The organism is Corallococcus sp. AB018 (assembly GCF_003986945.1).
GTDB classification, from domain to species: Bacteria; Myxococcota; Myxococcia; order Myxococcales; family Myxococcaceae; genus Corallococcus; species Corallococcus exiguus.
The window spans coordinates 40,487-65,925 of sequence record NZ_RAWR01000009.1; the positions used below are offsets into that span (position 1 = coordinate 40,487).

18 protein-coding genes and 2 tRNA genes are annotated in these 25,439 nt (G+C 69.5%); 13 read left to right on the plus strand and 7 right to left on the minus strand.

What is annotated here, in order from left to right; translation table 11 throughout:
* Nucleotides 1-94 precede the first annotated feature (94 nt).
* Entirely contained in the window at nucleotides 95-1,018 is a 924-nt protein-coding gene (locus tag D7Y11_RS03595; RefSeq protein ID WP_126933016.1) for a hypothetical protein, read from the plus strand.
* Between the two features lie 14 nt (nucleotides 1,019-1,032).
* Here the strand turns inward: D7Y11_RS03595 and D7Y11_RS03600 are convergent, their stop codons facing one another.
* The gene (locus D7Y11_RS03600; protein WP_199753684.1) at nucleotides 1,033-3,204 is read right to left on the minus strand and encodes a BTAD domain-containing putative transcriptional regulator; all 2,172 of its coding nucleotides are present in this window, start codon (nucleotides 3,202-3,204) and stop codon (nucleotides 1,033-1,035) included.
* A gap of 169 nt (nucleotides 3,205-3,373) precedes the next feature.
* Between D7Y11_RS03600 and D7Y11_RS03605 the strand changes: the two genes are divergently transcribed.
* Nucleotides 3,374-5,269, plus strand: a complete 1,896-nt coding sequence (locus tag D7Y11_RS03605) for a DUF4091 domain-containing protein (RefSeq protein ID WP_121751723.1) — start codon at nucleotides 3,374-3,376, stop codon at nucleotides 5,267-5,269.
* Here D7Y11_RS03605 and D7Y11_RS03610 read toward each other — a convergent pair.
* Together D7Y11_RS03610 and D7Y11_RS03615 are read right to left on the minus strand one after the other, a co-directional pair.
* On the minus strand, nucleotides 5,248-6,582 hold the full coding sequence (locus D7Y11_RS03610) for an ankyrin repeat domain-containing protein (RefSeq protein ID WP_121751724.1): 1,335 nt from the start codon (nucleotides 6,580-6,582) through the stop codon (nucleotides 5,248-5,250). The genes D7Y11_RS03605 and D7Y11_RS03610 overlap by 22 nt on opposite strands.
* A gap of 2 nt (nucleotides 6,583-6,584) precedes the next feature.
* Nucleotides 6,585-7,163 (minus strand): hypothetical protein, encoded by a 579-nt coding sequence (locus tag D7Y11_RS03615; RefSeq protein ID WP_126933017.1) that lies wholly within the window; start codon nucleotides 7,161-7,163, stop codon nucleotides 6,585-6,587.
* A gap of 361 nt (nucleotides 7,164-7,524) precedes the next feature.
* Between D7Y11_RS03615 and D7Y11_RS03620 the strand changes: the two genes are divergently transcribed.
* From D7Y11_RS03620 to D7Y11_RS03665, 11 genes are all read left to right on the plus strand, one after another.
* Nucleotides 7,525-7,785 carry a hypothetical protein gene (locus tag D7Y11_RS03620; RefSeq protein WP_120575229.1) on the plus strand — a complete coding sequence of 87 codons (261 nt, stop codon included), beginning with the start codon at nucleotides 7,525-7,527 and terminating at the stop codon, nucleotides 7,783-7,785.
* Nucleotides 7,786-7,789: 4 nt separating this feature from the next.
* Nucleotides 7,790-8,566: a hypothetical protein gene (locus D7Y11_RS03625; RefSeq protein WP_120575228.1), complete on the plus strand. Its 777-nt coding sequence runs from the start codon at nucleotides 7,790-7,792 to the stop codon at nucleotides 8,564-8,566.
* A 110-nt stretch (nucleotides 8,567-8,676) separates the two neighbouring features.
* The gene (locus D7Y11_RS03630; RefSeq protein WP_126933018.1) at nucleotides 8,677-12,348 is read left to right on the plus strand and encodes a hypothetical protein; all 3,672 of its coding nucleotides are present in this window, start codon (nucleotides 8,677-8,679) and stop codon (nucleotides 12,346-12,348) included.
* Entirely contained in the window at nucleotides 12,345-12,884 is a 540-nt protein-coding gene (locus D7Y11_RS03635) for a DUF1318 domain-containing protein (protein WP_126933019.1), read from the plus strand. Before D7Y11_RS03630 ends, D7Y11_RS03635 begins: the two co-directional genes overlap by 4 nt.
* The gene (locus D7Y11_RS03640) at nucleotides 12,878-16,354 is read left to right on the plus strand and encodes a PD40 domain-containing protein (protein ID WP_126933020.1); all 3,477 of its coding nucleotides are present in this window, start codon (nucleotides 12,878-12,880) and stop codon (nucleotides 16,352-16,354) included. The genes D7Y11_RS03635 and D7Y11_RS03640 overlap by 7 nt, the downstream gene beginning before the upstream one ends.
* A gap of 215 nt (nucleotides 16,355-16,569) precedes the next feature.
* On the plus strand, nucleotides 16,570-17,061 hold the full coding sequence (locus tag D7Y11_RS03645) for a Spy/CpxP family protein refolding chaperone (RefSeq protein WP_126933021.1): 492 nt from the start codon (nucleotides 16,570-16,572) through the stop codon (nucleotides 17,059-17,061).
* A gap of 114 nt (nucleotides 17,062-17,175) precedes the next feature.
* Nucleotides 17,176-17,304, plus strand: coding sequence for a hypothetical protein (locus tag D7Y11_RS44920; protein WP_255431012.1), 129 nt, complete (start codon nucleotides 17,176-17,178; stop codon nucleotides 17,302-17,304).
* A gap of 137 nt (nucleotides 17,305-17,441) precedes the next feature.
* Nucleotides 17,442-17,513, plus strand: a tRNA-Val gene (locus tag D7Y11_RS03650).
* A gap of 13 nt (nucleotides 17,514-17,526) precedes the next feature.
* Nucleotides 17,527-17,603, plus strand: a tRNA-Asp gene (locus D7Y11_RS03655).
* Nucleotides 17,604-18,085: 482 nt separating this feature from the next.
* A complete protein-coding gene (locus tag D7Y11_RS03660) occupies nucleotides 18,086-19,039 on the plus strand; it encodes a hypothetical protein (RefSeq protein ID WP_126933022.1) in 954 nt (317 codons plus the stop codon).
* 95 nt (nucleotides 19,040-19,134) lie between these two features.
* Nucleotides 19,135-20,499, plus strand: coding sequence for an amidohydrolase family protein (locus tag D7Y11_RS03665; protein WP_126933023.1), 1,365 nt, complete (start codon nucleotides 19,135-19,137; stop codon nucleotides 20,497-20,499).
* On the opposite strand, the gene D7Y11_RS03670 is transcribed toward D7Y11_RS03665, so the two are convergent.
* From D7Y11_RS03670 to D7Y11_RS03685, 4 genes are all read right to left on the minus strand, one after another.
* Nucleotides 20,466-21,170, minus strand: coding sequence for a hypothetical protein (locus D7Y11_RS03670; protein ID WP_126933024.1), 705 nt, complete (start codon nucleotides 21,168-21,170; stop codon nucleotides 20,466-20,468). The genes D7Y11_RS03665 and D7Y11_RS03670 overlap by 34 nt on opposite strands.
* A 34-nt stretch (nucleotides 21,171-21,204) precedes the next feature.
* Nucleotides 21,205-22,281 (minus strand): hypothetical protein, encoded by a 1,077-nt coding sequence (locus D7Y11_RS03675; protein WP_126933025.1) that lies wholly within the window; start codon nucleotides 22,279-22,281, stop codon nucleotides 21,205-21,207.
* Nucleotides 22,282-22,375: 94 nt separating this feature from the next.
* A complete protein-coding gene (locus tag D7Y11_RS03680; protein ID WP_126933040.1) occupies nucleotides 22,376-23,803 on the minus strand; it encodes a sigma-54 dependent transcriptional regulator in 1,428 nt (475 codons plus the stop codon).
* The gene (locus tag D7Y11_RS03685; RefSeq protein ID WP_158628999.1) at nucleotides 23,793-25,289 is read right to left on the minus strand and encodes a HAMP domain-containing sensor histidine kinase; all 1,497 of its coding nucleotides are present in this window, start codon (nucleotides 25,287-25,289) and stop codon (nucleotides 23,793-23,795) included. The genes D7Y11_RS03680 and D7Y11_RS03685 overlap by 11 nt, the downstream gene beginning before the upstream one ends.
* Nucleotides 25,290-25,439 lie beyond the last annotated feature (150 nt).

Genomic DNA, 25,439 nt, shown 5'->3' on the forward strand with positions numbered 1-25,439 from the left:
CAACCCAATCCCAGGCAGGAATGACCCACCGCGGTGAGTAGGAATGAAGTCCCAACCATTGACCCAAGGCTGGGAAAACCCGTTTGATTCATCAATGCTCAATCAAACCCCGGAGTACCAGTCCTGTATCCAGAGTTCCGAACGGGTGTCCTGGCGTCTGGATGAGCTGTTGCCCAAGGACACCGTGCTCGACTTCAGCCACCGGTTCCTTTCGGATGCGCTGACCGGCACGGAAGACATTCCCTTCCTGAGCGCGGAGGAGCGGCTGATGTTGAACCACATCCGCTCCAACAGCTACGCGCACCTGTTCCTGTTCCTGGAGGAGTACGCCGTCGCCCTGGCCGCCCAGCGCGCCGGCCTGGAGCTTCACGGGAACCCGACGCACATGCGGGCGCTGCTGCGCTTCACCGAGGAGGAGCTGAAGCACCAGCAGCTCTTCGCGCGCTTCACCGGCGCGTTCGCGAAGGGCTTCAAGGTCGCCCCTGCCCTGCTCGACAACCAGGTGGAGGTGGCCCGGGCCATCATGGCGAAGTCGAACCTGGGCGTGCTGATCTTCAACCTGCACATGGAGCTGATGACGCAGCAGCACTACCAGGAGACGGTTCGCGGAAACAAAGACGAGACGCTGGATCCGCTGTTCTGCAACCTGCTCAAGCACCACTGGCTGGAAGAGGCGCAGCACACCCGGCTGGACTTCCTGGAGGCCCAGAAGATCCTCGCCCAGGCGCCCGAAGCCCTGGACGCGGCCCTGACTGAATACTCGGAGCTGCTCCAGGCCTTGCGCGGCACCCTGAACGCGCAGCTCGCGCTGGACCTCCAGACGCTGGAGAAGGCGGTGGGGCGCACGTTCACGCCCACCGAACGCCAGCAGTTGTCCGAGTCCCAGGAGCGTTCGTATGTCTGGGGTTTCATCGGGATGGGAATGAAGGCCCCTCTCTTCCTCTCCCGCCTGCGCGCGCTCTCTCCCCTCGCGGAGCAGCGCGTGCTGGAGCTGGCCCCGACGTACTACTGCGCCTGAGCCGGCTTTGAAGCTCAGCCGCGGCGACCGCGAGCGCCTGGGCCTGCTGCTGGCCCAGGGGTGAGGACTCCCGCGGAGGTGGCCTGGAGCCGGCAGCGCGCCTCGGCGGCCCGCGCCTGCACGGCGTCCTCGTGCTGTCCCAGCGACAGCATGAGCGACGCGGCCCGCGCGTAATGCTCCGCCGCCAGCTCGGGCGGCAGGACCTGCTCGTCGGAGCGAGCGGACGCCAGCAGGTGGGGCAGTGCCCGCTCCGTCCGTCCAGCTCCGAGCCAGTGGTGTGCCAGGAGGATGGGAGGGGCGCCGTCCTCCTCGAACACCCAGGCGAGCCGGGCGTGCAGCACGCGCTCCTCGCCGGGCCCCATCCCTGCCAGGACCGCCTCCATCACCAGGTCGTGACTGAAGCGCTCGCCCATCAGCACCTGGGCCGCCTCCAGCTCCGCGAGCGCCTCATGACCCTCCGCCTGCTTCACCTGGAGTCCCCCGGCCACGAGCGAGGTCCGGAAGAAGGCCCCCGCCAGCGCCGCGAGCCGCGCGCACTGGAGCGCCAGCGGGGACAGCCCCTCCAGGCGCCGCTGGATGAGGGGGCCCACGCGCCCTGGAGGCGGCAGCCGTTGGGGCCATTCACGGTGCAACGAGTCCGTCTCCAGCAGGTGCTTCAGCGTCTCCACGACGTACAGGGGATTGCCGCCCGTGTAGCGGGCCAGGGCATCCAGGTGCGCCTCCGCGCCCGGCAGTCCCATGCCCGCCACCATGCGCTTCACGTCCTCGTCCGTCAGCGCGTCCACCTCCACGACGCGCGCCAATCCCGCCTCGACGAGCCCTGCCACGTGCATCCGCGTCTCGGGCGACAATTCTCCCCGGCGATAGCAGTCGATGAAGCGCAGGCTGCGTGCGCCTGGAGGGGCCGTGTCGGCCAGCCGGGAGAGCGCGAAGGTGAAGGCCCTGGCGCTGGCCGCGTCCCAGTACTGCACGTCGTCCGCGACGCTGATGTCCTCGTGCTCGTGAAGCAGTTGGAGCGCAGCCACGATGGCGTCGTAGAAGCGCAGCGTGCCGGCCTCGGAGGCCAGGGGCGGCAGCAGCCGCGCATCTCCCAGCTCCGGGAGGATGCGCGACAGCTCGGTGCGCACCCAGTCCGGCAGCTTCACGTCCGGCCAGCGCCGCAGCTGTGTGCGGAAGGCGCGCGCCTGGGAGGCGAACGGCACGTCCCGGTCTCCCGCTCGCGCCTCGATGCGTCCCCAGCGGCCCTGCGTGGCCGCGAACTCCTCCGCGAGCCGCGTCTTGCCGCTACCGGGCTCACCGGAGATGAACAGCAACTGGCCCGCCTCCCAGCCGGCTTCCAGCTGCCGCCACGCCGCGTCCCGGCCCACCAGCACCGGAGGACGCAGCACTGAAAGAGGCAGCGAAGGCCGAGCACCTGGAACGGAGCGTGAGCGCGGCGGGGCCTGCTCCACCTCCCGCACCAGCGCGAGCGTCTCCGGCATGGGGGTGACGCCCAGCTCCCGGTCCAGCACGTCGCGCAGGTGTTCGAAGGTCGCGAGCGCTGCTCCCCGGTCACCCTGCAGGTAGTGCAGCCGGATGAGGTGGCGGCCGGCCTGCTCGGATTCGGGCTCCTGCCGCGCCCACGCCTGCGCGAGCCCCAGGGCGGCGGTCCAATCGCCCGCGGCGGTGAGCTGGGCGATGCGGGCCTCGCGCGCCTCGCGAACCCATCCCTCGATGCCCGCGCGGGCGCCGTCCAGCCAGCGCGCGAGCTCCGGACAGTCATCGAAGTCGAAGCCCGCCAGCAACGTGTTGCCTTCGGCGTCCACACACGCCAGGGCCTCCGCATGGGCACGGGCCTCCGTGGCGGCCTTGAGGCCCGCGGCGTCCACGGACGAGGGCGAGACCAATGCCAGCCGTTCGGCGTCGCCCTCCACCAGGGGCGCATCCTCCGTGGCGACTCGCAGTCGGCGCAGCAACTGCCGCAGGTTGCTTCGCACGGTCGTGGGCGGCGAATCCGGCCACAGGAGGGACGCGAGCGCGAACTTGGGCGAGGGGCCCTGCAATGCCAGCCACGCCAGCAGCGCCGCGGTGCGCCGCTCCAACCTCACGCGTTGACCGTCAGGGCCGCACAGCTGCGCCAGCCCCAGGACCCGCACCCGCCATTCCCTGCCATCCACCGGAAGTCTCCCCAGGCCTCGCGCCGTCATGCGAAGCGCGCACCTTACTCGACCAGACGAGGAAGCAAGCCGTCGATGGCCTCTCGTGTCTGCCCATGGCGCCGCCCTTCGGCATCCGAGCCTGGGAGCGCTGGTGGGCCCGGGTGACGGGACAGCCGGGAGGCTGGAGCCGCACACGGCCCGTGCGCATCCATTCCCCATGCTGGCACTTCGACAGTGTGGACTCGGCTGGCTGGCGTTGTCCGCGGCCTGGCCGGTGTTCGCGGCCGAGCCCGCGGTGTGGGGCGAAGGGATGATGGTGAAGGTCCGTCCCGACAACACCGCGCCAGGAAGCAGCACCGAGGTACGACTCACCGCCGCGCGCAATGAGTTCGTCTCCTTCCAGGTGGCGTTGCACGGCGGTGACCGGGGCCTGAGGGGCGTGCGCGCCCGCCTGCCCGCGCTGGAGGGGCCCGCGACGCTGACGGGACCGGACGTGACGCTGTACCGGCAGGCGTACATCACCACGAAGCAGGGCTCCGAGCCCGGGCAGCCGGTGGGGCGCTGGCCGGACGGGCTGGTGCCAGACACGGACGAAATCGCCAGGGAGCAACGCAATGCCTTCCCCTTCGACGTGCCCGCGCGCGAGGCGCGAGCCGTCTGGGTGGACATGCACGTGCCCGGGGACGCGCCCCCCGGCGACTACACGGGCACGGTGACGGTGGAGGCGGAAGGCGGCTTCCAGCGGCAGGTGACCGCGAGGCTGACGGTGGTGGAAGCGGTGATGCCGAGCACTTCCTCACTGGCCTCGGCGTTTTCGCTGTCGCCGGCCCAGGTGTGCCTCGCGCATCTGGGCCGGGCGGACTGCTCGCACGAGGAGCTGCAACCGTTCCTCGTGCGCTACCAGCAGATGGCGCTGGAGCACCGCATCACGCAGCCCCGGCTCTACCTGCGCGCGTCCGGGCCCAAGGCATGGAGCGATTTCGACGCGACGTGGGGGCCCAGCCTGGATGGCACCGCGCCCACGCGGCTGTCCGGCGCGCGGATGACGAGCCTGGAATACACAGGGCCCCTCACCGCTGGCGGCCTGTCGGCCTTCACCGGGCACATGCGCGAGCGCGGCTGGCTGGACCGGGCCTTCGCGCTGATCGGCGACGAGCCGCCCATCTGGATCAGCTACGAGCAGGTGCAAGCCGCCGGAACGCTGGTGCGGCAGGCCGCGCCGGGCCTTCGCACCATGCTGACGACGAACGCCAGCCAACTGAAGCCCACCGGCCTGGTGCCCCTGGTGGACATCATGGTGCCGATGGTGAACCACCTGGAGGGCACGGATCCAGGCTTCGTGGGAAACCAGACCGCGACGTACGTGGAGTTCCTCTCGCGGCCTGGAACGGAGTTGTGGATGTATCAAAGCTGCGCGATCCACGGCTGCGCGCCCAGCGTCTCCGTGCCGCAGAACCAGCCGGGGGCGGGTTGGCCGTCGTACATGGTGGACCGCCCCTCGACGAAGGCCCGCGCGATGGAGTGGCTGTCCTTCCTCTTCGGCTGCAAGGGCGAGCTGTACTACGAGACCGCGGGCATGCTCCCCACGGCGTGGACGGACCAGTACCACTTCGATGGCAACGGGGACGGGACGCTGTTCTACCCGGGCACGCCCGCGATCATCGGCGGACGGACGGACGTGCCGGTGGCCTCCCTGCGCCTGAAGCTCATCCGTCAGGGCATGCAGGACTATGAATGGCTCAAGGCGGTGAGCGACGCGGGCGACCCGGCCTTCGCGCACCAGGTGGCGCGAGAGCTCATTCCCAACGCATGGCAGGTACCGGATGACGGCGCCGCGTTCGATGGCGCGCGGCTGCGGCTCATCCAGCGCTACGGGGAGCTGACCTTGGGCAACCCATCCGCCCCGCGCATGGGCGGGGCGCCTGTCTCCATGCCCTTGGAGCCGCAGGTTCCAGGCGGTCCAGGGGAGCCGGGCGGGCAAGGCAACGCGGGCGGCTGCGGCGCGGCCCCTGGCGTCTCCGTGGCGGGAGTCCTGCTATGGGCGGCCTGGGCGCTGGGCAGGACACGCCGGGCGCGAGGACGCCAGCCCACTCACGGCGTCTCGGACAGATGAAGCCCCGCCTTCACCAATTCAGCCCTGATGGCGCGGGATTCCCGGGCCCGCGTCACGAGGAAGTCCCCGTGCATGTCCCGTTGCTCCCGGATGCGGACCCCGCCCGAGAGGAGGGCCTGAAGGACCTTCACGGACCTGGCCTCCGTGCAGAAGTCCCCTGCGCGCAGGGCCTGGGCATACAGATAGGTGCCCGGCTCCTCCGCGATCGCGCCACGGGACATCTTGCGCAGCAGCAGGGAGACGACCTCCGCGCTACAGCCGTTCGCGGCCACCGTGAGGGGAGAGCCGCCGAAGTGTTTGACGTCCACGCGCGCGCCGGCATCCAGCAACAGCTTCATCATCGTGGGGTCGCCCTTGTCTTCACGAAGCCGATCCGCCGCATCCAGCAGCGGAACGGGGTTGCTGAACTTCGTCCCATTCGGGTCCGCCCCCGCCTTCAGCAGGAGCCGCACGACCTCCACGTGCCCATTCCTCGCGGCCAGTTGCAACGAGGAGTTCAGATCATCCGGGCGGCTGTCGGGTGAAGCGCTCATCTTGAGGACTCGCGCCACCTGCGCCGTGAGGCCCGCCTTCGCCAGCGGAAGAAGCGGCGGACGCACCCCACCCTCCAGCAGGACGTCCACCATCGCGGGACTCACGGCGTTGAAGTCACTGAGCCAACGTTCGAGAAGGGCGGCCCCGTCGCGGGACGAGACGGGCCTACCCGCGACCAGCACGGCACGCATCAGCGCTACGTCCCGGTGGGCGAAGGCCTGCCCCATGGCGTATTGGATGACGGAGGGGGAGATTCCACCCCGACCCTGCCGGGCAAGGCGCTCCACCTGGGGGGGCTGGCGCGCAACGGCGGCAGCGAGGAAGTCCGCATCCAACAGACACGCGGACCGGGCGGAGGCGCCCGCGTCCAACAGGCGCTGCTCGATTCGCTTCAGGCCCTTGAATCGCGCGAAGCACACAGCGCTCCATCCCGGCGGAGGCCAGTACCGTTGATGCCGGGGAACAATGAGCAACGGATCCGCGCCCGCATCCAGCAGGACGTTGGCGGCCTTCTCCTTCCCTTCCTCGCACGCCACCATGAGCGGGGAATACGCCCCCGGATGACTCGGATCGTCCATGACGTTCCGGGACGCACCCTCGGCCAGTAACGCACGCAAGGCCACCTCATCGTCATTCACGATGGCGCGCCTCACTGGCGGCTGCCAGGGCGGATAGGACGTCGCTTGCGCGGTCTCCCCGGCCAGGAGGAGCACGAGGAGCGACGCGAGACAGGTCGAATGACGGGCGGAGCGCGGGAACATGGAGTGCTCGGGGGACATGGCTAGGGGTTCATCAGTTTTCGCAGCCGCGTGTCCTTCGTCCGCCGCTGGAGCGCTTCGAGACAGACATCGCGACGGGAGCGGGTTCCAGGCGGATCCCGGTCCTCCGGTTCATCCAGGCACTCCAACAGGTCGAGGTCGAAGCGGGCGAACGGCTTGATGTCCACGGCCTGCCGAAGCTCCTTGGCGGACCTGCGTCCCAGGAGGGCCATCACCCATTCCCTCAAGCAGTGTCGAACGGCGTCTGGCTTCTCCAGCGCATCCAGGCATTGCCCCGGGCGGGTGACGCCTTCGGTGTTGCGATGGCCGGTGGGCCCTTCGGGGCTGCTGCCGCGATAGCGGATGCCGGGCCGCTTCGCGGTGACGGCGCAGTCCTCGGGACAATTGCAGCGCTGCTCGTGCACGTCACACACGCCATCGCCACACGCCAGACACGAAGGCATGTCCATCGGGTCGCGCTGCGGTTCGCAGGTGTCGTCCAGCGTCAGCACACCGCAACGGCTCACCAGTCCGGAGCAGCACGGCTCGCCCAGGCCGTAGACGCTCACCGAACCACACTTGCGGTCCTTTGGGCGGTTCATGCGGGATGCGCAGAACGGCTGACCATCGCAGTACGTCAGCCGGATGCAGAGTTCGGGGAATTCACCACACCGCTCTGGCGGAAGGCCCTCACACCACACGTCGGGCCGGCGCTTGGCGATGGCCACCGGAGTCACTCCCGCGTCGGCCGCCGTCACACCCGCATCGGAAGGTAGCACTGGCGCGGAAGGCTCGGGACTTGGGGAGCAGGCGACCAACGCCACCCCAAGGAGCGCCGCGAACAGCGAGGGCGGGACGAGGCTCCGGTTCCAGGTTCTTCCCATTGGCATGCTGTTCCAGGTCCTTTCACGCCCTGCTCCTCCACCGGGTGCCCATCCGGGGCTCCCAGTCTAGACTCCTGGCATGAACCTCGTCCGTGGCATCACCCTTTTCGCGGCCGCCCTGTCCCTGCTGTCCAGTTGCGCGACGCTCGACACGTCGCACATGTCGCCGGCCTGCCGCGACCAGTACGACGCGTGTCTCAACAGCTGCCAGCCGCGCGGCCGGCCCGCCTCGAGGCAGCCGCCGGACTCCGTGCAGGGCAACGCGGAGCGGCTCACCCTCGATACGCAGACGCCGGCCTGCACCGACTCCTGCAAGCAGCAGGCGAAGACCTGCTCCTGAGCCCATGGCCCCGGAGCGCTACGAGACACTGGACGGCTCCACGCCGGACGTCACCCCGCTGGCGGCGGAGGTCGGGCTCAAGCAACCGCTGAGCGCCTTCACCCTGCTGGAGGGCGGCGACGTCTTCGAGTCACGCGGAGGCCGTCCCCCCGCGGAAGGCCCCGCGCGCGCCCGCGCCTATGTGAGCGCGAAGCTGGAGCTCAAGCCGTACGGCGCCCCGGCGACGCAGGTGAAGCGGGTGCAGGAGGAGATCATCCGGCAGCTCGCCGGGAACCTCCAGCTCATCGCCCGCCTGGAGGCCGCGAGGCCCCTGACGCTGGAGCTGATTCCCCCCGGACACGCGCTGACGAAGTACGGCTATCCCCGTGCCGTGTCCCCCCAGACCGCGGGCTTGTTCTGGGATCATCCGGACTGGCCCCGGGCACGAATCGCGCTGAAGCAGGACCGGCTGGAGTCGGAGCAGTACCTGGTCTTCCACGAGATGGCGCACGCCATCCAGGGGCTGGCCTTCACCCAGAAGGAGAGCGAGCTCATCTACCGCACGATGCTCCGCACCTACCGAAGCCGCGCGGCGGTGGACGAGGTCTTCGCCATCTACAGCGAGCGCGAGTTCGTCACCGGCGTCTCCGCGCACGACCTGCGCGCACCCGGCGTGTACGGCATGGCCCGACAGCGCTGGAACGAGGAGCACCTGTTCACCCGCTTCGTGCGAAACCTCTATTTCCCCTACAAACCCCTCGCGGGCGGCACCGCGGGAATGACTCCGTCCAGCTTCGGTTGAAGCGTTTTTCCGGGTGCACGGCGCCGCCCGGCTCGCGAGGCATGCTCGGATTGAAGCCCGCTTCCGTCGCATGGTAGGAGGAGGCGGGCCGGTCGCCTCGACGGAACATCATGGACTCCCCCGGTGCTGAACGGCCTCGTCGGCGGTTGACGCGAATCATCGCGGGCGCGGGCCTGATCCTCCTCGCGACGATCGTCCTCCTGCTCATCGCGGTCGTGACCGCGCTTCACAACCTCGACCACCCCTGGCTGAAGCCGCACGTCGTCTCGCAGGTGGAAGAAGCCTCGGGCGTGCGGCTGGACTACCAGACCGCGCGGATCGACGTGCTCTCCGGCCTGCGCATGGAAGGACTGGTGGTGCGGACCCCGCCGCCATTCCAGGACGTCGCGCCCGAGTTCCTGCGGGTCGGCACGCTGGAGGCGGCGTGGTCGTTCGGAGCCCTGCTGAAGGGACCGGTCCGGGTGGAGCGGGTGGCGGTGCGCGACGCGACTGTCGTCCTGGTGGCGGATGAAAAAGGGACCACGTCGCTCACGAACCTGACCGGACCGCCGGAGCCGGAACCGGTGGATGAAGTGTCCCCCGGAACCTCCCAGCAGGTCGCGGATCTCTTCGCCTCCCCGTTCCCCGTCTCGAGCATCGAGCTGTCGAACGTGTCGCTGACCTATGTCCGCGTCCAGAACGGCGCGGTGGTGGACCGCTGGTCACTGCGCGGGCTCGAAGCCGGCATCGAAGCGAAGCCGCAAGACAAGAGCTGGAAGCTGCTCGTGGACCTCGGCAAGGCCGGGAAGCCGCTGGCCCTGACGCTGAACCGTGAAGCACCCGCCGCCGAAGCCCTGCTGGAGCTGGCCCTGTCAGTGGAAGCGAGCACGGACGCCGCGCACGTGAAGGTGGACCTGGACGTCGCGAAGCAGACCTTCGATCCGCGCTTCACGCTCCGCTCGCTGCTGCACGGCGCGGTGACAGCCAGGTTCGACGCCAGCAAGCAACACACCACCGTCGAGCTTGAGCGAACGAAGCTGACCGACAGCGCCGAGGTGCAGGCCCAGCTGGTGCTTCCGGATGCGTCGGAAGTCCCGCCCGTGCTGACACAAGCCCTGGCGGACGTGGACCTCGGACGGCTGCTGCGATGGATCCCCGACGACCTGCGCCCGTTCTCCCTGGAGCGCGGCAAGGTGCACCTGGAGGCCCGCGAGGTCACGCTCAGCGACATGCCCCAGCTGGGAGCCCAGGGCCGGCTCGGGCTGGACGTCGACGTGGCAAAGCTCCTCCTCGTGCAGGAGGCACTCAAGGTGGAGCTTGGCGATGGACGCATCTCACTGACGGCGACTCCAGATGCCCCCCAGGGACTGGCCGCGCGGCTCACGTTCGCGCTCCAGGGACTCGACGTCGGAGGCGCCACTCCGCTTCGCGTTCCGAAGGCCTCTGGCGAGCTGACGGGGCATCAGCTGCGGCCCGACCTCTCCTCGCCCTTCAGGGTCGCGGGGGATGCGGCCCTGTCCGCCAAGGTGGAAGCACTGGATGTCCGTGCCCCCGGATACCGAGCGATGGCGGAGCGCCTGGGCTTCAACCTCCAGGTGCCTCTCACGGCGAAGCCCCCCTTCTCGGTGAAGGCGGACGTACCCGTGGAGGTGCTGCGAATCACCACCGAAGGCCGCGAGGTACTGAAGGGTCCCGCGCGAGTGCAGCTCCACGTGACGGACGCATTCCCCACGATGGAGGAGCCACGGCTGAGCAAGGCCCGCGCACGGCTGGAGCTGGACGTGGGCTCGCTGCACGCGTCGCTGGACGCCACGAAGGGCACCGACGACGTGGCGTACTCGCTGGACGCCCAGCTGCCGGACCTCGTCATGGCACGGCCCTTCATCCCGGATGACGTCGCCGCGCGCTTCCCCTGGAAGCACCTGGCCGTGACGCTGGCCTCCAAGGGCAGGCTGACGGCCCTCTTCGCGCCCTCGCCGCGCGTGGACCACCAGACGGAGCTGAGCCTGAAGAAGGCGGGCTGGGACGACATCTCGGCCGCCAGCACCACGCTCGCGCTGCGCTCCCAGGGCGACGAGTGGAAGCACAAGGGAGACCTGGCCTTGAAGGTCGAAGGGCTGCGCATTGGAGAGACCGATGCGGGCACCCAGCACCAGACGCTGACGTTCGACGTCGACCGCCGCAAGCTCTCGCTCAAGTTGGGGCTCACCGGCCATGAGGGCCTGAAGGTCGCCGCCGACGCGGCACTGGCGTTCAACCCGAAGGCTCGCGCGCTCCGCATGGACGTGAAGGGCGACTTCCCGCCGCTGGGTCCCCTGTCGCCGCTCCTGGCGAAGGCGCGCGTGCCCCCGGAAGTGGACCCCTCCAAGCTCGCGATGACCGGCGAACTGCACGGAACCCTGACCGGCCTCATCACGCACCTGGGCTCCGACGGAAGCTTCCGCCTGGCCCCCATGCCTCCGCGCGCCGCCAGCTTCGAGGGCAAGGCCCACATGGACCTGCGCGGCGTGCGCTGGAAGCAGGCGGACCAGACCATCAACGTCCCCGCCCTGCGCTGGGAGGGCGAGTCCCACGCCGACGGCGCCCAGCGAAATGTCCGCACGACCCTGGCGGTGGAGAAGCTCACCGTCAGCATGAACGACCGCCGGTTCACCTTCGCGGACCTGTCCAGTGCCAGCACCGCCACCTTCACCGACCAATGGGAGAAGGGGGACATCGAGCTGAAGCAGCTCGTGAAGGTCCGCTCGATGGAACAGAAGCCGGCGCTGCCCTACCCCGTCCAGGACGTGGAGGCGTCGTTCTCCGTCGTGCGCAAGCCCACCGGCGTCATCCGCATCCCGGACCTGCGGCTGTCCAATGGCGGAACGCAGACGCTGCTGAAGGTCCGGGGGCGGCTCGACCTGAGCAATGATCAGCAGCGCATGGGGCTCCGGGGCTCGCTGGAGCAGGACCTGGCCCACCTCGCGCGGCCCGGCCAGGTCGAAGGCAGCGGCAAGGTCACGGTGGACTTCCGCGTGGCGTCGCCGGACCTGGTGGTCTTCCGCACCACGTCCAGCCTCAAGCTCCAGGACGTGAACGTGCGGATGCCCGAGTCCGGCATCGTCGTGGAGGCGCTCAACGGCGACGTGCCGCTGACGGAGAACGTGGAGGTCTCCCAGGACGGCGTGCGCCTGCTGAACGACCTGGACGTCAATCCGTACTCGATGCTGCGCTTCGCGGATCAACACCCGCTGCTCACGCGCAGCGGCTTCATGTCCGCGGACCGCATCACCACGCCGTGGGTGACCATCGCGCCGCTGGCGGGCAACCTGGCCATCAACCAGAACGTGTTCTCCATGAGCCAGCTGGAGATGGGCGTCCGCGGAGGGCGCATCACCGGCCAGTGCATGCTGAACTGGCAGGGCAAGCACTCCACGCTGGAGGCCCACGTGCGGGCCACGGGCGTGAAGTCCTCCCGGGGCGAGCCCTTCGACGGCAACGCCGCCATGGTCATCTCCGCCAGGGACCGCAGCATCAACGGGCGCGCGGAGATTCTGCGCATCGGCAACCGCCACCTGTTGGACCTGTTGGACGTGGAGGATCCGCACCACACGGACCCCGCCACCAACCGCGTCCGCTACGCGCTGGGCCTGGGGTATCCGGAGCACGTGCGAGTGAGCTTCAAGCAGGGCTTCGGCAGCCTGCTCATCACCATGGGCGGCCTGGCCAAGCTGGTCAGCATCGATGAAATCCGGGGCATCCCCCTGGGCCCCATCGTCGACCGCCTCATCACCACCATGTTCCCTCCAGAGGCTCTGCCATGACACATCGTGGGTTGCTGCTCGTGGCCACCCTCGCGGCTTCCGGGTGCATCAGCGCGCCGGAGATCGTCATGGTGGACCGGGCGACGGCGCTCGAGGAGCAGGCCGCGGGCTCGTACAAGGACGTGGAGCAGCGGCTGGCGCGCGCGGGCATGAACCCCACGCCGGTGCCGCTGACGCCCAACCAGTTGGAGGACCTGGGCATCCAGCCACCGCCGCTGGTGGAGAACCTGGGCAAGACGCAGGCGGACCGCGTGGACGACCTGGTGCGGCGCCACTGCGTGGGCGAGGGCAAGGACGGGCTGCTGGTGCTCACCCGGAAGCAGTGCACGGCCGGGCGCGTGTCCGCGGATGACGCCGCCCTGGTGGAGCGGGTGAACCGCGCCCGGCGCCAGCTTTGGCAGTGGATGAAGACCGTGCGCCCCGGTGTGCCGGAGGCGACGCTGCGCCAGAACTGGCGTCTGGCGCACGCGGAGGGCGTCGTCTGCGGCGGCTGGATGGAGGCCGAGGACGGCACCTGGGGAGAGAAGAAGTGCTGACGCGCCAAGGCCCCTGGTTCCTGGCCCTGGCCGTCCTCCTCGCGAGCGGCGCCTGGGCCCAGGACGACGAGAACGACGGAGGCATGGCCCTGCCCGAGCGGCTCACCGTGGGCATGGGCGACCAGTTCCTGGGGCAGCTGGGGCCCGACGAGAACTCGCTGCTGTTCGTGTCCAACCGGGACATCGCCACGGAGATCTTCGTCCAGGACCTGGAGAAGGGCCGCGAGCGCCGACTCTTCGACGAAGGCGCGGACGTGACGTGGCCGCGCATCAGCCCCAATGGCAAGCAGCTGCTCTACATCTCGTTCCGCACCCAGGCCGGCGGCCAGCTCTGCGTGAGGGACCTGCCAGAGGCGAAGGAGCGCCGCTGTCTGGAAGAAGAGCTCAGCGCGCTGCAGGCGGAGTGGATCGACGACACGCACATCGCGCTGGTGAGCCGCGCGACCATCCAGGGAGACCTGCGCCTGTCGAAGGTGGCGCTCGGGGCCGGATGGCAGGTGACGCCGCTGCTCGACCGCAACCTGACCAGCCCCACCATCTCCCCGGATGGACGCTGGCTGGTGTACGTCCCGGTCCAACGCTCCGTGCAGGAGGTGGGACCGGGCTTCGCCGCGCGAGCGGCGCCGCACCTGGAGGCCATCCGGTTGGATGTCCCCGGCGCGGCCCCCGTCCCGCTGACGCTGGACATCCCAGGGAAGACGGGCCAGCCGGTGTTCGCGCGCGACGGACGCTCACTGTACGTGGTGCAGTTCTTCACCGACTCCAACGGGGACGGAGTGATTGACGCGAGCGACAGCGGGGTGCTGTTCCGCGTGCCCTTCGCCTCCGAGCGCGACGACGCGCCCGCCCAGGCCGCCGCCGCCAGTCCGGACCAGCTCACCAGCGAGGCGTGGAACTGCGAGTACCCGTCCCCCACCGCCGCGTCGCTCATCACGACTTGTTCCCGGGGCCAGTCGCTGGACGTGTATCAGCTGCCGCTGGGTGGACAGGTGCCCGGTGAATGGGACGTGAAGCGCCTCAGCGAGGAGCTGGGCATGGTGGGCCGGCGCGCGGATCAGCTCATCCTCTACCGCCAACGGCTGCTGCTCGAGACCCGGCCCAAGCTCCGCCGGTTGTTGATGATGCGCCTGAGCCAGCTCCACCTGGCCTACGGCGACTTCGACGCCGCGGACTTCTACGCCCGCCAGATGTCGAAGGTGGACGACCCTGTCACCGCCGGGCTGTCGGAGCCGCTGCGCATCCTCATCGCCCACCGGAAGGCCCTGAAGGAGCGCGACCGGGGCCGCATGGTGGATGAGCTGCAGGAGGGCGAACGCCAACGCATGGCGGCCCTGGATCCCGCCGCCGCGCCCAGCCCGCCTTCCGCCGTCTACCGTCACGTCGTGCGCAGCGAGCTGGCGCAGTCATCCGGCGACTTCGCGCTCGCCCGCCAGGAGCTGGAGGCGGCCGAGCTGACGGACACCACGCCGCGCGCGGTGCTGGAAGGCTGGTACGAACAGGCGGACGCGCTGTACCGCGAGCTGGACGACCGGAACGCATTGGTCGCCGCCGGCCGCAAGCTCTCCCAGAACAAGGTCTTCAAGCAGGACGACCAGCTGGACTTCGCGCGCGGCGCCGTCCGCGCGCTGTACCGGGGACGCCCCTACGCGGAAGCGGACGCCACCATGGCCCAGGCGCTCGCGGCGGAGCCTCCCGGGACGCCGTATGCGTTCGCCCTGGAGCTGGGCCGCCACGTCAATGCGTTGAACCAGGAGCGCCCTCCCCGCCCCGTCCGGGACGCCCTGGTCGCGTTCTACAAACAGCAGACGGATCCGCTCCGCCGCCGCATGGTGGTGCAGGACGCCGCCGAGCGCGCGGCGAGCCTGGGCGCCGACGGCGTGATGGAGGCCCTGGCGACGCTCTACGTCGACGACGCACCGGCCGGCACCGAGGAGCGGCGCCGGGCGGAGCGGCTGTTCCGCCGCGCGCTGATGGGCCGCGCCTACCGCAGCATGGGGCGGGACCGGATGGACGAGGCGCGCGCGGACTTCGACCTCGTGACCCGCAGGACGGGCTCGCTGGAGAGCGCCGTCGAGTCCATGAGCCTGCGCCTGCGCGCGGGCGTCGCCCCCGAGGTGGTGATCAAGGAGGTCACCACGGAGGTGCCGAGCAAGGCCGTATCGCTCTCGCACTTCGTGAAGGCCTACGTGACGACGCGCCGGCTGTCCAAGCTGGATGACGACGCCCACGCCCAGGCGGTGAAGACCGGCCTCGCGGAGCTGCGCGCGGCGTGGCAGGAGCTCAAGAACCAGCGCGAGGTGCAGGCCCTCATGGGAGCCATCCACCACGAGGACTTCCTGCGCGGTCGCAACCCCGCCGCCGCCGAGCGCGCCAACCGGCACTACCTGGTCGCCCTGGACCTGGTGCGCAACAACGCGCGCTACAAGGCCATGATCCTTGGCGCGCTGGGGTTGCTGCACACGCAGGTGGGCAACTACCACATCGCCCTGGGCTACCTGGACGAGCGCGACAAGCTGCCCTACGCGGACAGCGGAGCGGGGCTGTCCGTGGCCTTGGCCCGGGCCCGGGCGCTCCTGCACGTCAACCGCGAGGCGGAGGCCGCGCAGGCGGCGGACAAGGCCCTGGCCACGGTGGAGTCCGTGCCGAAGATGGCCCGGTTCATCCCGTTGGTGATGGACCGCGCGGCGCTCTACAACCTGGCCGCGGGCAAATTCGAACGGGCCCTGACGCTCTACGACCGCGTGCTGCCCGGCATCGAAGCCGGCCCCCGCGACGAGGAGGGCCTGCGCAACCGGCTGGTGCTGCGGCTGGCCCGCTGCGGCGCGGCGCTGGGCGCGGATCAACCCCAGCGGGCGCTGGAGGACCTGGACCAGGTGGACCGGGACCTGGCGACGCCCGCCGTGCAGGCCACGCTGAAGCAGGCGCGCGCCGCGCCCAAGCTCGTCCAGCGCGCGTATCGCATCATCGCCGCGGGGCTGCGCGCCAACGCGGAGACGCGGCTCGGGCGCATGGACGCCGCCGCCCGGGCGCTGGAGCAGCGACGCGCGCTGTTCCTGGAGCAGTTCGACGAACTGGATCGCGACGAGGACATCCGCGCGGTGACGTTGGCGGAGCTGCGGCTGGCGGAGAACGCCGTGGACCGCCGCGACCCGGCGCAGGCGGCGCAATGGCTGGGCAAGGCGCTGGAGCACGCCGACTCACTGATGGCTCGCACGCACGCGCCGGTCGATGCCGGCCAACTGGACGTGCTCTGGTTCGCGGCGCAGCTGCAATCCGAGGACAAGACTCGGATGCCTTTCGACGTGCCCCAGCGGATGGAGCAGGCGCGGCGAACGCTCATCGAGCAGCGCGACCCGGCCTGGCGCGCCTATCTGGCGTGGTTCAACATCTACCTCGCGCTCGACGGCAAGGCCCCTGCCTCGGCGGACAAGCCAGTCCCGGCGCAGGAAATCCAGACCGCGGCCGAATAGCGGCTGCAAACACATTCAGTAACGCGCGGGACATTTTCGCGGCACATGGCGGGAGCACCTTGCACCGTGTCAGCCCGGGAGCCCCGGGCCTGAACGGCACGGGACGCCGTGGGGGACAAACCCCTCCCAGTCGGTCCCTCACGGTGTCCACCGTGCCATCAGGCCAACGGCTTCCGGGTGCGGTCATCACGCGCAAGCTGGAGGTACACATCACCATGAAGCGCCATCTGTTCATGCTGGGCCTGCTGTTCGCCGTTCCCACCTTCGCCGGATCCACCACCACCACGCAGGACGCGTCCCAGGGCGCGCGCCGGCCGCCCCCCTTCGAGCGCAAGTCGCCCGTCCAGGTGATCATCGACCACCGCCAGGACCTGGCCCTCACCGACGCCCAGGCCGCGAGCCTGACCCGGATTCAAACGGCGCTCGACGCGAAGAACGCGCCCGTGAAGCAGTCCCTGGAGGCCCTGCGCCCGCCCGCGCCGCCGGACCGCACCCAGGGCACGCCGTCCGCCCAGGACCAGGCCGCCCATGAGCAGGCGCGAGGCCTGTTCCAGCAACTCCGCGCCAACGACATGGCGGCATACCAGGAGGCCGAGCAGGTCCTGACGGATGCCCAGAAGACCCAGGCCCGCACGCTCCTGGAATCGGAGCGCCGCTCGCACGGTCCCGGCCACGGCGGCCGGGGGGGTCCTCCCCGAGGCGAATAGTCCTCCACTCGCAGTCCGGCCCCCTGCTCGCCAGGACGGCTGGAAACCCGGCGGCTTGGAGTGTCGTTTCCTGAAAGTCACGAACTCCCCGTCAGGATGTCAGAGGGCCTCCGTATGGTGTCGGGCATGGAGGCGATGATGCAGACGATGTTGGTGTTCGTGCCGGTGGCCCTGCTGGTGGGCGCCGTGGTGATGATTCCCCGTTCCCGCCGCCGCGTGCGTCGGTGGAAGGTCCGGGCCTAGCAGGCGGATCCGCGCCCGTCGGATCCGCCCCCTTCCGAGGGAGCGGAGCGTGATTCAGGGGGCCCGAAAACAGATGCTTGACGGGGCCGAACGAGGACGGTACAAGCCGCCTCACTGAATCACGGCGGGGCCGCGCAGGGCGGATAGCTCAGCGGTAGAGCGGCGCCCTTACAAGGCGATGGTCACAGGTTCAATCCCTGTTCCGCCCATATAGATTTTTGTGGGGAGTTAGTTCAGTTGGTTAGAACGCCGGCCTGTCACGCCGGAGGCCACGGGTTCAAGTCCCGTACTCCTCGCCACTAGAGAGGCCCGGAACCGAAAGGTTCCGGGCCTTTCGCTTTTTCAGCACACCCTCTTCGCCAGCCGCCCGTGCTCCCGACCTCGGCCTTGCTGGAGAGGCCGCCCCCCGGCGCATGAGGGCCACCTCATGGAACCGGTCCGTGAGGCGCGGACTGAAGTCACCGAAGGTGCACGCCGTGTTGCCCTGTCCGGCCAGCAGCACCACCGGCACGCCGCCGTCGCCACCCCGGCCCAAGAACTCCAGCGCGACGCCAAGGACCACGGGAACCATGCCGGCCCGGTGCGCGCGGGGTCCACTCAAGGTGCGTCCGCGCGAAGCGTGGCCTTCGCCTCCGTCCTCCGCGCCTTCCTGGTTGATATCGCAAGCCCCGCGCTCGCGCCCTCCGTGAGAACCCGCCTGACTTGACGCTGAAATGTCCAAAACCCTATCGTCCCTCCTCTCGTGAGGGGGAGTTCCATGCAGAGCTTTACGAAGTGTTTCATGACAGCGATTGTGCTGCTGGCGGTCGCATGCGGTGGTTCGTCCGTGCAGCCCAGCCCCATCATGCAAAAGGGTGAGGGGACGCTGGAGTTGCCCCTGGTCTCAACGTCGGCGGCGGGGCGGACCTACAAGCTCGTGGGGGCGACGTTCGTCATCACGGGGGAACAGTCCGTGACCATCACCGACACGTCGGCGGACACGGTGAGCGTGCCGCTGATCGCTGGCGACTATTCGATCCAGATGAATGGCTCGTGGCACATCGAGCGCACCGACGCGCCCGGCCAGACGGTGCAGGCCACGTTGGTGTCTCCGAACCCCATGCGGTTCACGCTGGCGGAGGGGGAGATGCGCCCGGTGCGGTTCCTCTTCAAAGTCCCCGGAGAGATCCTCACGGACGTGGGGTTCAGTGTGGACGACGGTGGGTGGATTTCCGGATCCTTCAAGTTCGGGCCTCGCCCTCCGCCTCCCCCCTACTTCCCTCCCGACTACCTCGGCTTCTTCAATGAGCTGTGGGAGAAGACCGTTCCCTTCGTCATCAGCTTCGAGTCGACGACGGCGACCCGGGCCGAGGAGGATTTCCGCAAGCTACTCATCATCCAGACGAGCCCCATCACCCTCCAGTTCGGAGGCGAGCACTCGGATGTCTTGCAACACCAGGTCATCCCAGCGTTTCAGGGCCTTCCCATGCAGTTCATCCTGGAAGCGGATACCTCACAGCCCATTTCCTACGTCTATATGAGGCCCGTTGAGCTGACGAGCGTGTCGGGCGAGCTCGCGCTCCAGATGGATTTGTACCTCCCCGGCCTGCTGGGAATGGACATGGACGGCTACCCGCGCTTTCCAAACGCAACGTCCTTCGACGGCTCCGTGGGCATGGTGCTGCCAGGCAATCCGACGTTCTACGGAAACAGCATCTACGGCTCGATCATCGAAGGCTCCTTCGCCCCCCGATAGGCCCCCCGGGATGCCGTAGCCGCGGGGAGCTTGCTTTCAGGAGATGGGACGGCAAGCGTGCGATGACTGAGCCGCGCGCACCCAGGAGCCACGCCTTGCCATCCAAGTCCCGACGCCTGTTGACGACTGTCGTTGGCACGCTCCTCCTGTGCTGCGCTTCCCTGCCGTCCTGGGGCCAGACGCCCTCTCCCTCGGAGCCCCCGCGCATTGCCCTCCGGGCCGCCAGGCTCTTCGACGGGAAGAGTGAGCGGCTCCTTCCGGATGCGGTCGTGCTCATCGAAGGCTCGTCCATCCAGGCCGTGGGCACCGGCCTCCCCATCCCCTCGGGGACACGGATCATCGACCTGGGCGACGTCACCCTGCTGCCCGGGCTGATCGACGCGCATTCGCACCTGCTGCTGGAGGTCGACCCGGAGAACGGAGTCGACGGACTCCTCACCCCCGTCGCCCAGAACGGCACCACCGAGCGAGCGCTCATGGGCGCGAAGCTGGGCCGCGAGATGCTCGAGGCGGGCGTCACCACGGTGCGCGACGTGGGCAACTCAGGGGTCAACGGCGACGTGGCGCTGCGCAACGCCATCCAGCGTGGCTGGGTGCAGGGCCCGCGCATCTCCGCCTGCACCCGCGCGCTCGCGCCCCAGGGCGGTCAGTTCCCCACGCTCCAACCTCCGGCGCAGTCCCTCATCGAGCAGGAGTACGTCACCGTCTCCGGCGTGGAGGAGGCCCGGCGCGCCGTGCGGCAGGCGCTCATGGACGGCGCGGACTGCATCAAGGTCATCGTCGACAACGGGCACAACCTCCTCTCCTTGGAGGAGCTGAAGGTCATCGTCGAGGAGGCCCACCGCATGAAGCGCCCGGTGGCGGCGCACACCACCACCGTCGACAGCATCCGCATCGCGGTCCAGGCGGGCGTCGACTCCATCGAGCATGGGTACTCGCTCCCCGATGACGTGCTGGCGCCCATGGTCCGCAATCGCATCTTCCTGGTACCGACGGATGGCCCGATGGACGTGTGCGACTCCTTCGATACCCAGACCGGCAATGCCGAGCGCCGGCGTCAGATGAAGGAGCGCTGCAAGAAAAACATGGCCAAGGCCCAGGAACGCCTCCGCCGCGCGGTGGCCGCGGGTGTGCGGATCGCAGCCGGCTCGGACATGTACATCGTGATGCCAGGATTGACGCGCGGCCAGGCCACCGTGAAGTGGTTCATCGCCTATGCCGAGGCGGGGCTCAAACCCGTGGACATCCTGCGTGCCGCGACCGTGAACGCGGCGGAGCTGCTGCGCATGCAGGACCGGGTTGGCTCGCTCGCGCCGAACAAGCTCGCGGACCTGCTCGCGGTGGAGGGGAATCCACTGAAAGACATTCGGGCGTTGAAGCAGGTCCGGTTCGTGATGAAGGACGGGCAGGTGGTCGTGGGCCCGCCTCAGACGGCCGAGGGCCCTCGCAAGGAGCGGTGATACTTCTGGAGGATGCGCTCCACGCGCATCTGGCCGAGCAGCGCCTGGAACGCCTCCGTGGCCACCAGCGCCCCTTCCACCGCGTCCATGGTCAGGGCCGCGTTCCCAGCCTGCTCCACCATCCAGCGGCCGTCCGCAGTGATGGCGAACACGGCGCGCTGGGGCTCCCCGGGCAGCCACACCACCAGGAAGAGGTTCTCACACTCACACTTGGGGTCCGAGCACAGCTCGATGCGCCAGGCGTAGCGCTGCCCGTCCAGCTCCACGCGGCCCAGGATGTCGCGCTCCAGATCCGCGCCCTCACCCAGCAGCGACTCCGGCAGCTGCACCTCGAAGGCGCCCTCCAGCCGGCCCATCGCTTCCAGCACCTGCGTGCGGCGCTGGGTCACCAGCGTGTCGAAGCCCTCCTGGAAGCCGGGCGCCTGCGACGCCGCGCGCACGACGCCGCCCCAGCGGTCCTCGGCGGGGCGCAGCTCGTCATCCAACAAGGTGCCGTCGGAGGTGAGAGTCAGGGCCTTCTGCTCGCCGCCCGCGGTCACCTTCAGGTTCACGGTGTCGCACAGGCAGCCGTCGTCCGTGCAGGTGGTGCCATGCACGGACACCGCGCCGTACTCCGGCGTCTGACAATCCGCGAGCTGGCGAAGCGATTGCGTCTCGGAAGAGGTCATCATCGAAAGCGGATCCTGGAGGGAAGGAGCGCGCGGCTCACTTCACGTTGGCGAGCGGCGTCTCGATGAACTTGCCCTTGCCGGCGAGGTCCTTGAGGTCGACCTCCCCCGCCTCCAGCGGACGGCGCGGAGTCTGGGGATTCTGCCGCACGCCGTTCGTCTTCTCGTGGGCGGAGATGATGGGCAACAGGCGCACGCCGTCCTTCGGCACCTGGAAGCCCTGCGCCTGCAACTCCGCGCTCAGGTCCTTGCGGAACAGGCCCGGGTTCTTCGCCAGGTGGCCCGTCGTGTACTCGCAGTTGGCGCAGGTGAAGCGCGTGGTGTGGCCGCTGTACGTCACCGCGTGGATCTTCGAGCCCGGCGGCAGCGTGCCCTTGAAGGACGCGGCGATGTCCTTCGCCGCGCCCGGCGCCATCAGCCTCGCGGCGTCGGACTGCTCGCTGTGCGCGAAGGTCGTGTTGAAGTCCGCGCTGGGCGGATTGGGCTTCGAATACCGGGCCTCCGCGGGCGCTCCGGATTGCAGCGCGTTGCGCTTGGGGGTGCGGCCGAAGTCGTCCGAGCCCGCGACCTTGGAGCCGCTGAACTCGTAACCGGGCGTCTTCGTCGACGAGTCCTTCATCCCGCTGACGGACACGCGCTTGCCGTCATTCGTCAGGTCATGCACGTTGGGGTGGTACATGCGCTTCATCGCCTCCGGAGGAGGCACGGTGGAGCCCGCCGACTTCGTGTAGGCCCCCTGCGTGTGGACCGCGCCGAAGGACGTGGCGAAGAAGTTGGTGTTCTTGCTCAGGCCCGCGCCGCCCTCCTTCCGCCCCTTCACCCCCTCGGTGCGCGCATTCGCCTCCAGGCCCGCCAGCCGCTGGTGCTCGTTCGTCAGGGCCTTGCCGTCGTCCAGCTTCAGCGTCTTGTCCGGGTTCTTGGAGCCGTACACCGCGCCGCCAAAGCCGTCCGTGAAGACCTTGTGCTCCGGGGGCGGCTTGAGGGCCGGCTCCTTCTTCGGCTTGGCCTGCGCCTGCGCCTGCGCGGCCTGCACCTGGGCTTTGGAGGCAATCGGGTTGTTCTGCACCGAGTGCCTGGCCTGATTGATGGAGGAGGTCGTCTTCATCTTGCCCATGGTGTCTCCCGGGGAATGCGTAAGGTTCGCCTGCTTTTCCCTGGTTTTGCAATGCCAACGCCAGGGCACTGTGGGTATGGCGTGAGGACCCGCCCTAGGGTGTTTCCTTGAAGTCAGCGGCGGACAGGCCGTGCCGCTTGAGCAGGTCGTAGAAGTCGCTCCGGTTGCGCCCGGCCATTCGAGCCGCGGCGCTGACACTGCCGCTGCTGCGGCGCATGGCCTCCGCGAGGTAGGCGCGCTCGAAGGCATCGCGGGCCTCGCGCAGCGATGGCAAGGCCTCGGCCCCGACGGGAACACCCGGCAGCTGCGCGCTCTCGGCGGGGGGCCGCTCCAGCGCCTGCCCCAGGCGCGGCACATGTCGCGGTTGAAGCTCGTCCGCGCCGGCCAGGAGCACCGCGGCCTCCATCTCGTGGATGAGCTCCCGGACGTTGCCAGGCCAGCCATAGCGCTGCATCAGCTCCACCGTCGCGGGCGCCAGGCGTGGCGGACGCAGGCCATAGCGGTTCGCGGTGCGCTCCAGGAAGAGCTGCGCGAGCAAGGGGATGTCCTCCAGCCGCTCGCGCAGGGGTGGCAGTTCGATGGGCACCACGTGCAGCCGGAAGTAGAGGTCCTGACGAAAGCGCTTCGCGGCCACCTCCTCCGCGAGGTCCCGGTTGGTGGCGGCGACCACCCGCACGTCCACGGACTCCTCCACGTCCGCGCCCACGCGCGTGAGCCGCTGCTCCTGCAGCACGCGCAGGAGCTTCACCTGCACGGACGGGGACGCCTCGCCAATCTCATCCAGGAACAGCGTGCCGCCGTTGGCCGCGCCAAACAGGCCCTCGCGCTCGCGCACGGCGCCGGAGAACGCGCCCTTCACGTGTCCAAACAGCTCGCTCTCCAGCAGCTCTGGCGGAAGGGCGCCGCAGTTGACGGCGACGAAGCGCCCCGCGTTGCGGCGCGAGAGCACGTGGAGCATCCGCGCCGCCAGCTCCTTGCCGGTGCCACTCTCGCCGGTGAGCAGGACGGTGGCGTCGGTGGGGGCAATGCGGGCAATCACCTCGCGCACGCGCGAAATGGCCTCGCTGATGCCCAGGAGCAGGGGCTCGCCCTCTTCCCCCATGCGCCGCCGCAGCTCGGCCACCTCCCGGCGCAGCAGCGAGCGCTCGAGCGCGTGCGTGAGCTTCTGCATGAGTTCGTGGTCGTGAAACGGCTTGGTGAGAAAGCCGTAGGCGCCCTCCTGCATGGCCTGCACCGCGGTCTCGATGGAGCCGTGCGCGGTGAGCATGATGACGGACAGCTCGGGGGCCCGCTGTCGCGCGGCCCGGAGCACGTCCATGCCATCCATGTCCTCCAGGCGCAGGTCGAGCACCATCGCGTCCACGCGCTCCTGCGAGAGCCGGCGCAGTGCGCTCTTGCCCTCGCCCTCCACGGTCACGCGGTAGCCGCGTGACGTCATCCGCATGGACATGAGCTCCGCGAGCTGGAGGTCATCGTCCACCAGGAGCACATGGGGCTGCTGGACGGGGGACTCAGGCGTCAAGACGGCCTCCAGGGGACGCAGGGTCTTCAAGGGGAATCCAGAAGGTGAAGGTGGCGCCGGGCCCGGACGTGTCCGCGAGCGACAGCTCACCGCCGTGCGCGGTGATCATCTCGCGCGCGATGGTCAGGCCCAGCCCCGTGCTGCGGCGCCCGCCCACTTCAAGGCTCGCGAAGGGCCGGAAGATCCAATCACGCGCGTGCGCGGGCACGCCCGGGCCCTGGTCCGCGACGGACAGCTGGACCGCGGGCACGGAGCTGGCGGCGCCAGGGCGCTTGCGGGTCACCAGCTCACACGTGATGCGCACCGTCTTGCCCGCGCTGGAGACAGCGATGGCGTTGCTCACCAGGTTGGACAGGGCACGCTCGACCAAGGGGTCATCGATGGGCGCACGCACGGGCTTCGCGGCTGGCTCGTACACCAGCTGGACCTTGCGCTCATCCGCTTCGAAGGCGAGGTCCCGGAGGACGTTCTGGACAATCAGGTCCACCGAGGCCCCGGCATTGCGCTGCAGCGGCTGGCCGGACTGAACGCGCGACAGGTCCAACACGGAGGTCACCATGCGAATCTCACGCTCGCACGCGGCCTGTGCGAGCTTCACCACGCGGGCCTGCTGCGGCGTCAGGGGGCCCGTGCTGCCATCGCCCAGGAGCGAGAGGGCCTCGCGCACCCGGGCCAGCGGCGTGCGCAGGTCGTGGGACACCGAGGCCACGAACGCGCTCTTGAGCTGATCCAACTCCGCCAGGCGCCCCCGCATGCGGTCCAGGTCCAGCGAGAGCGCGCGCAGCTCCTCGGGGCCGCGCAATGGAGGCAGCGGGCTGAAGTCACCCTGGCCAATGCGGCGCGCATGCGTGGAGAGCAGCGCCACCGAGTTCGACACCGCGCGAGCCTGCGACAAGGCGAGCACTCCCGCGGCGACGATGCCCAGGAGGCCGAAAAGCCCGCCTGAGCTCAGCGCCGCCGACCCGATGGAGCGCGCCTGGTCCTCCTTCGCCTGGATGGCCAGGCGCATGTCCCGCGTGCGCTCGGACCACACCGTGGTGAGGACCTCATCCAGGTGCAGCCGCCGCTCACGCAGGGGAAACGACAGCATCGACTCACAGGTGCCGGCCTGCTCCAATTGCAGGGCGTACTGCACATAGTCCTGGGCGCTCGCGCGGATGCCCGCATCCAGATGCACCGTGCCGGTGCCGAGCGCGGTCTGCAGCACGTGGCGCGCGCTGGCGACAGCGCGGTGCACGGAGGCCGCGCTGCTGTCGTGCTGCTCACAGGCCACCACTCCGCGCCGCACCGCCAGCTCGAGCGCCCAGGCCGCGACGTACACGCGCTGCTCTCGCTCGAAGGAGGCGAGCTCCTCGCGGCCCACGCTCGCCACCACCTCGTGGGTGCGCATGAGGCCCACGGCCATCTGGGAGAAGGCGGCCACCAGCAGCGCGGTAACCACCGCGTAGGACAACAAGAGCCGGGCACGCAGTCGAAGCACCAACATGGCGCGCAATCTAACCCGCGTCCGCGCGCACGGCCCGTCACTTCGCACGGCCGTCTGTCGGTCCCAACAGTGTTGGTCCGAGCCGACAGGGGCGCTGAGGGGATGGACCGACAGCGGGGCACGCTCCCCTCTGAGACGGCCCTTGGCACG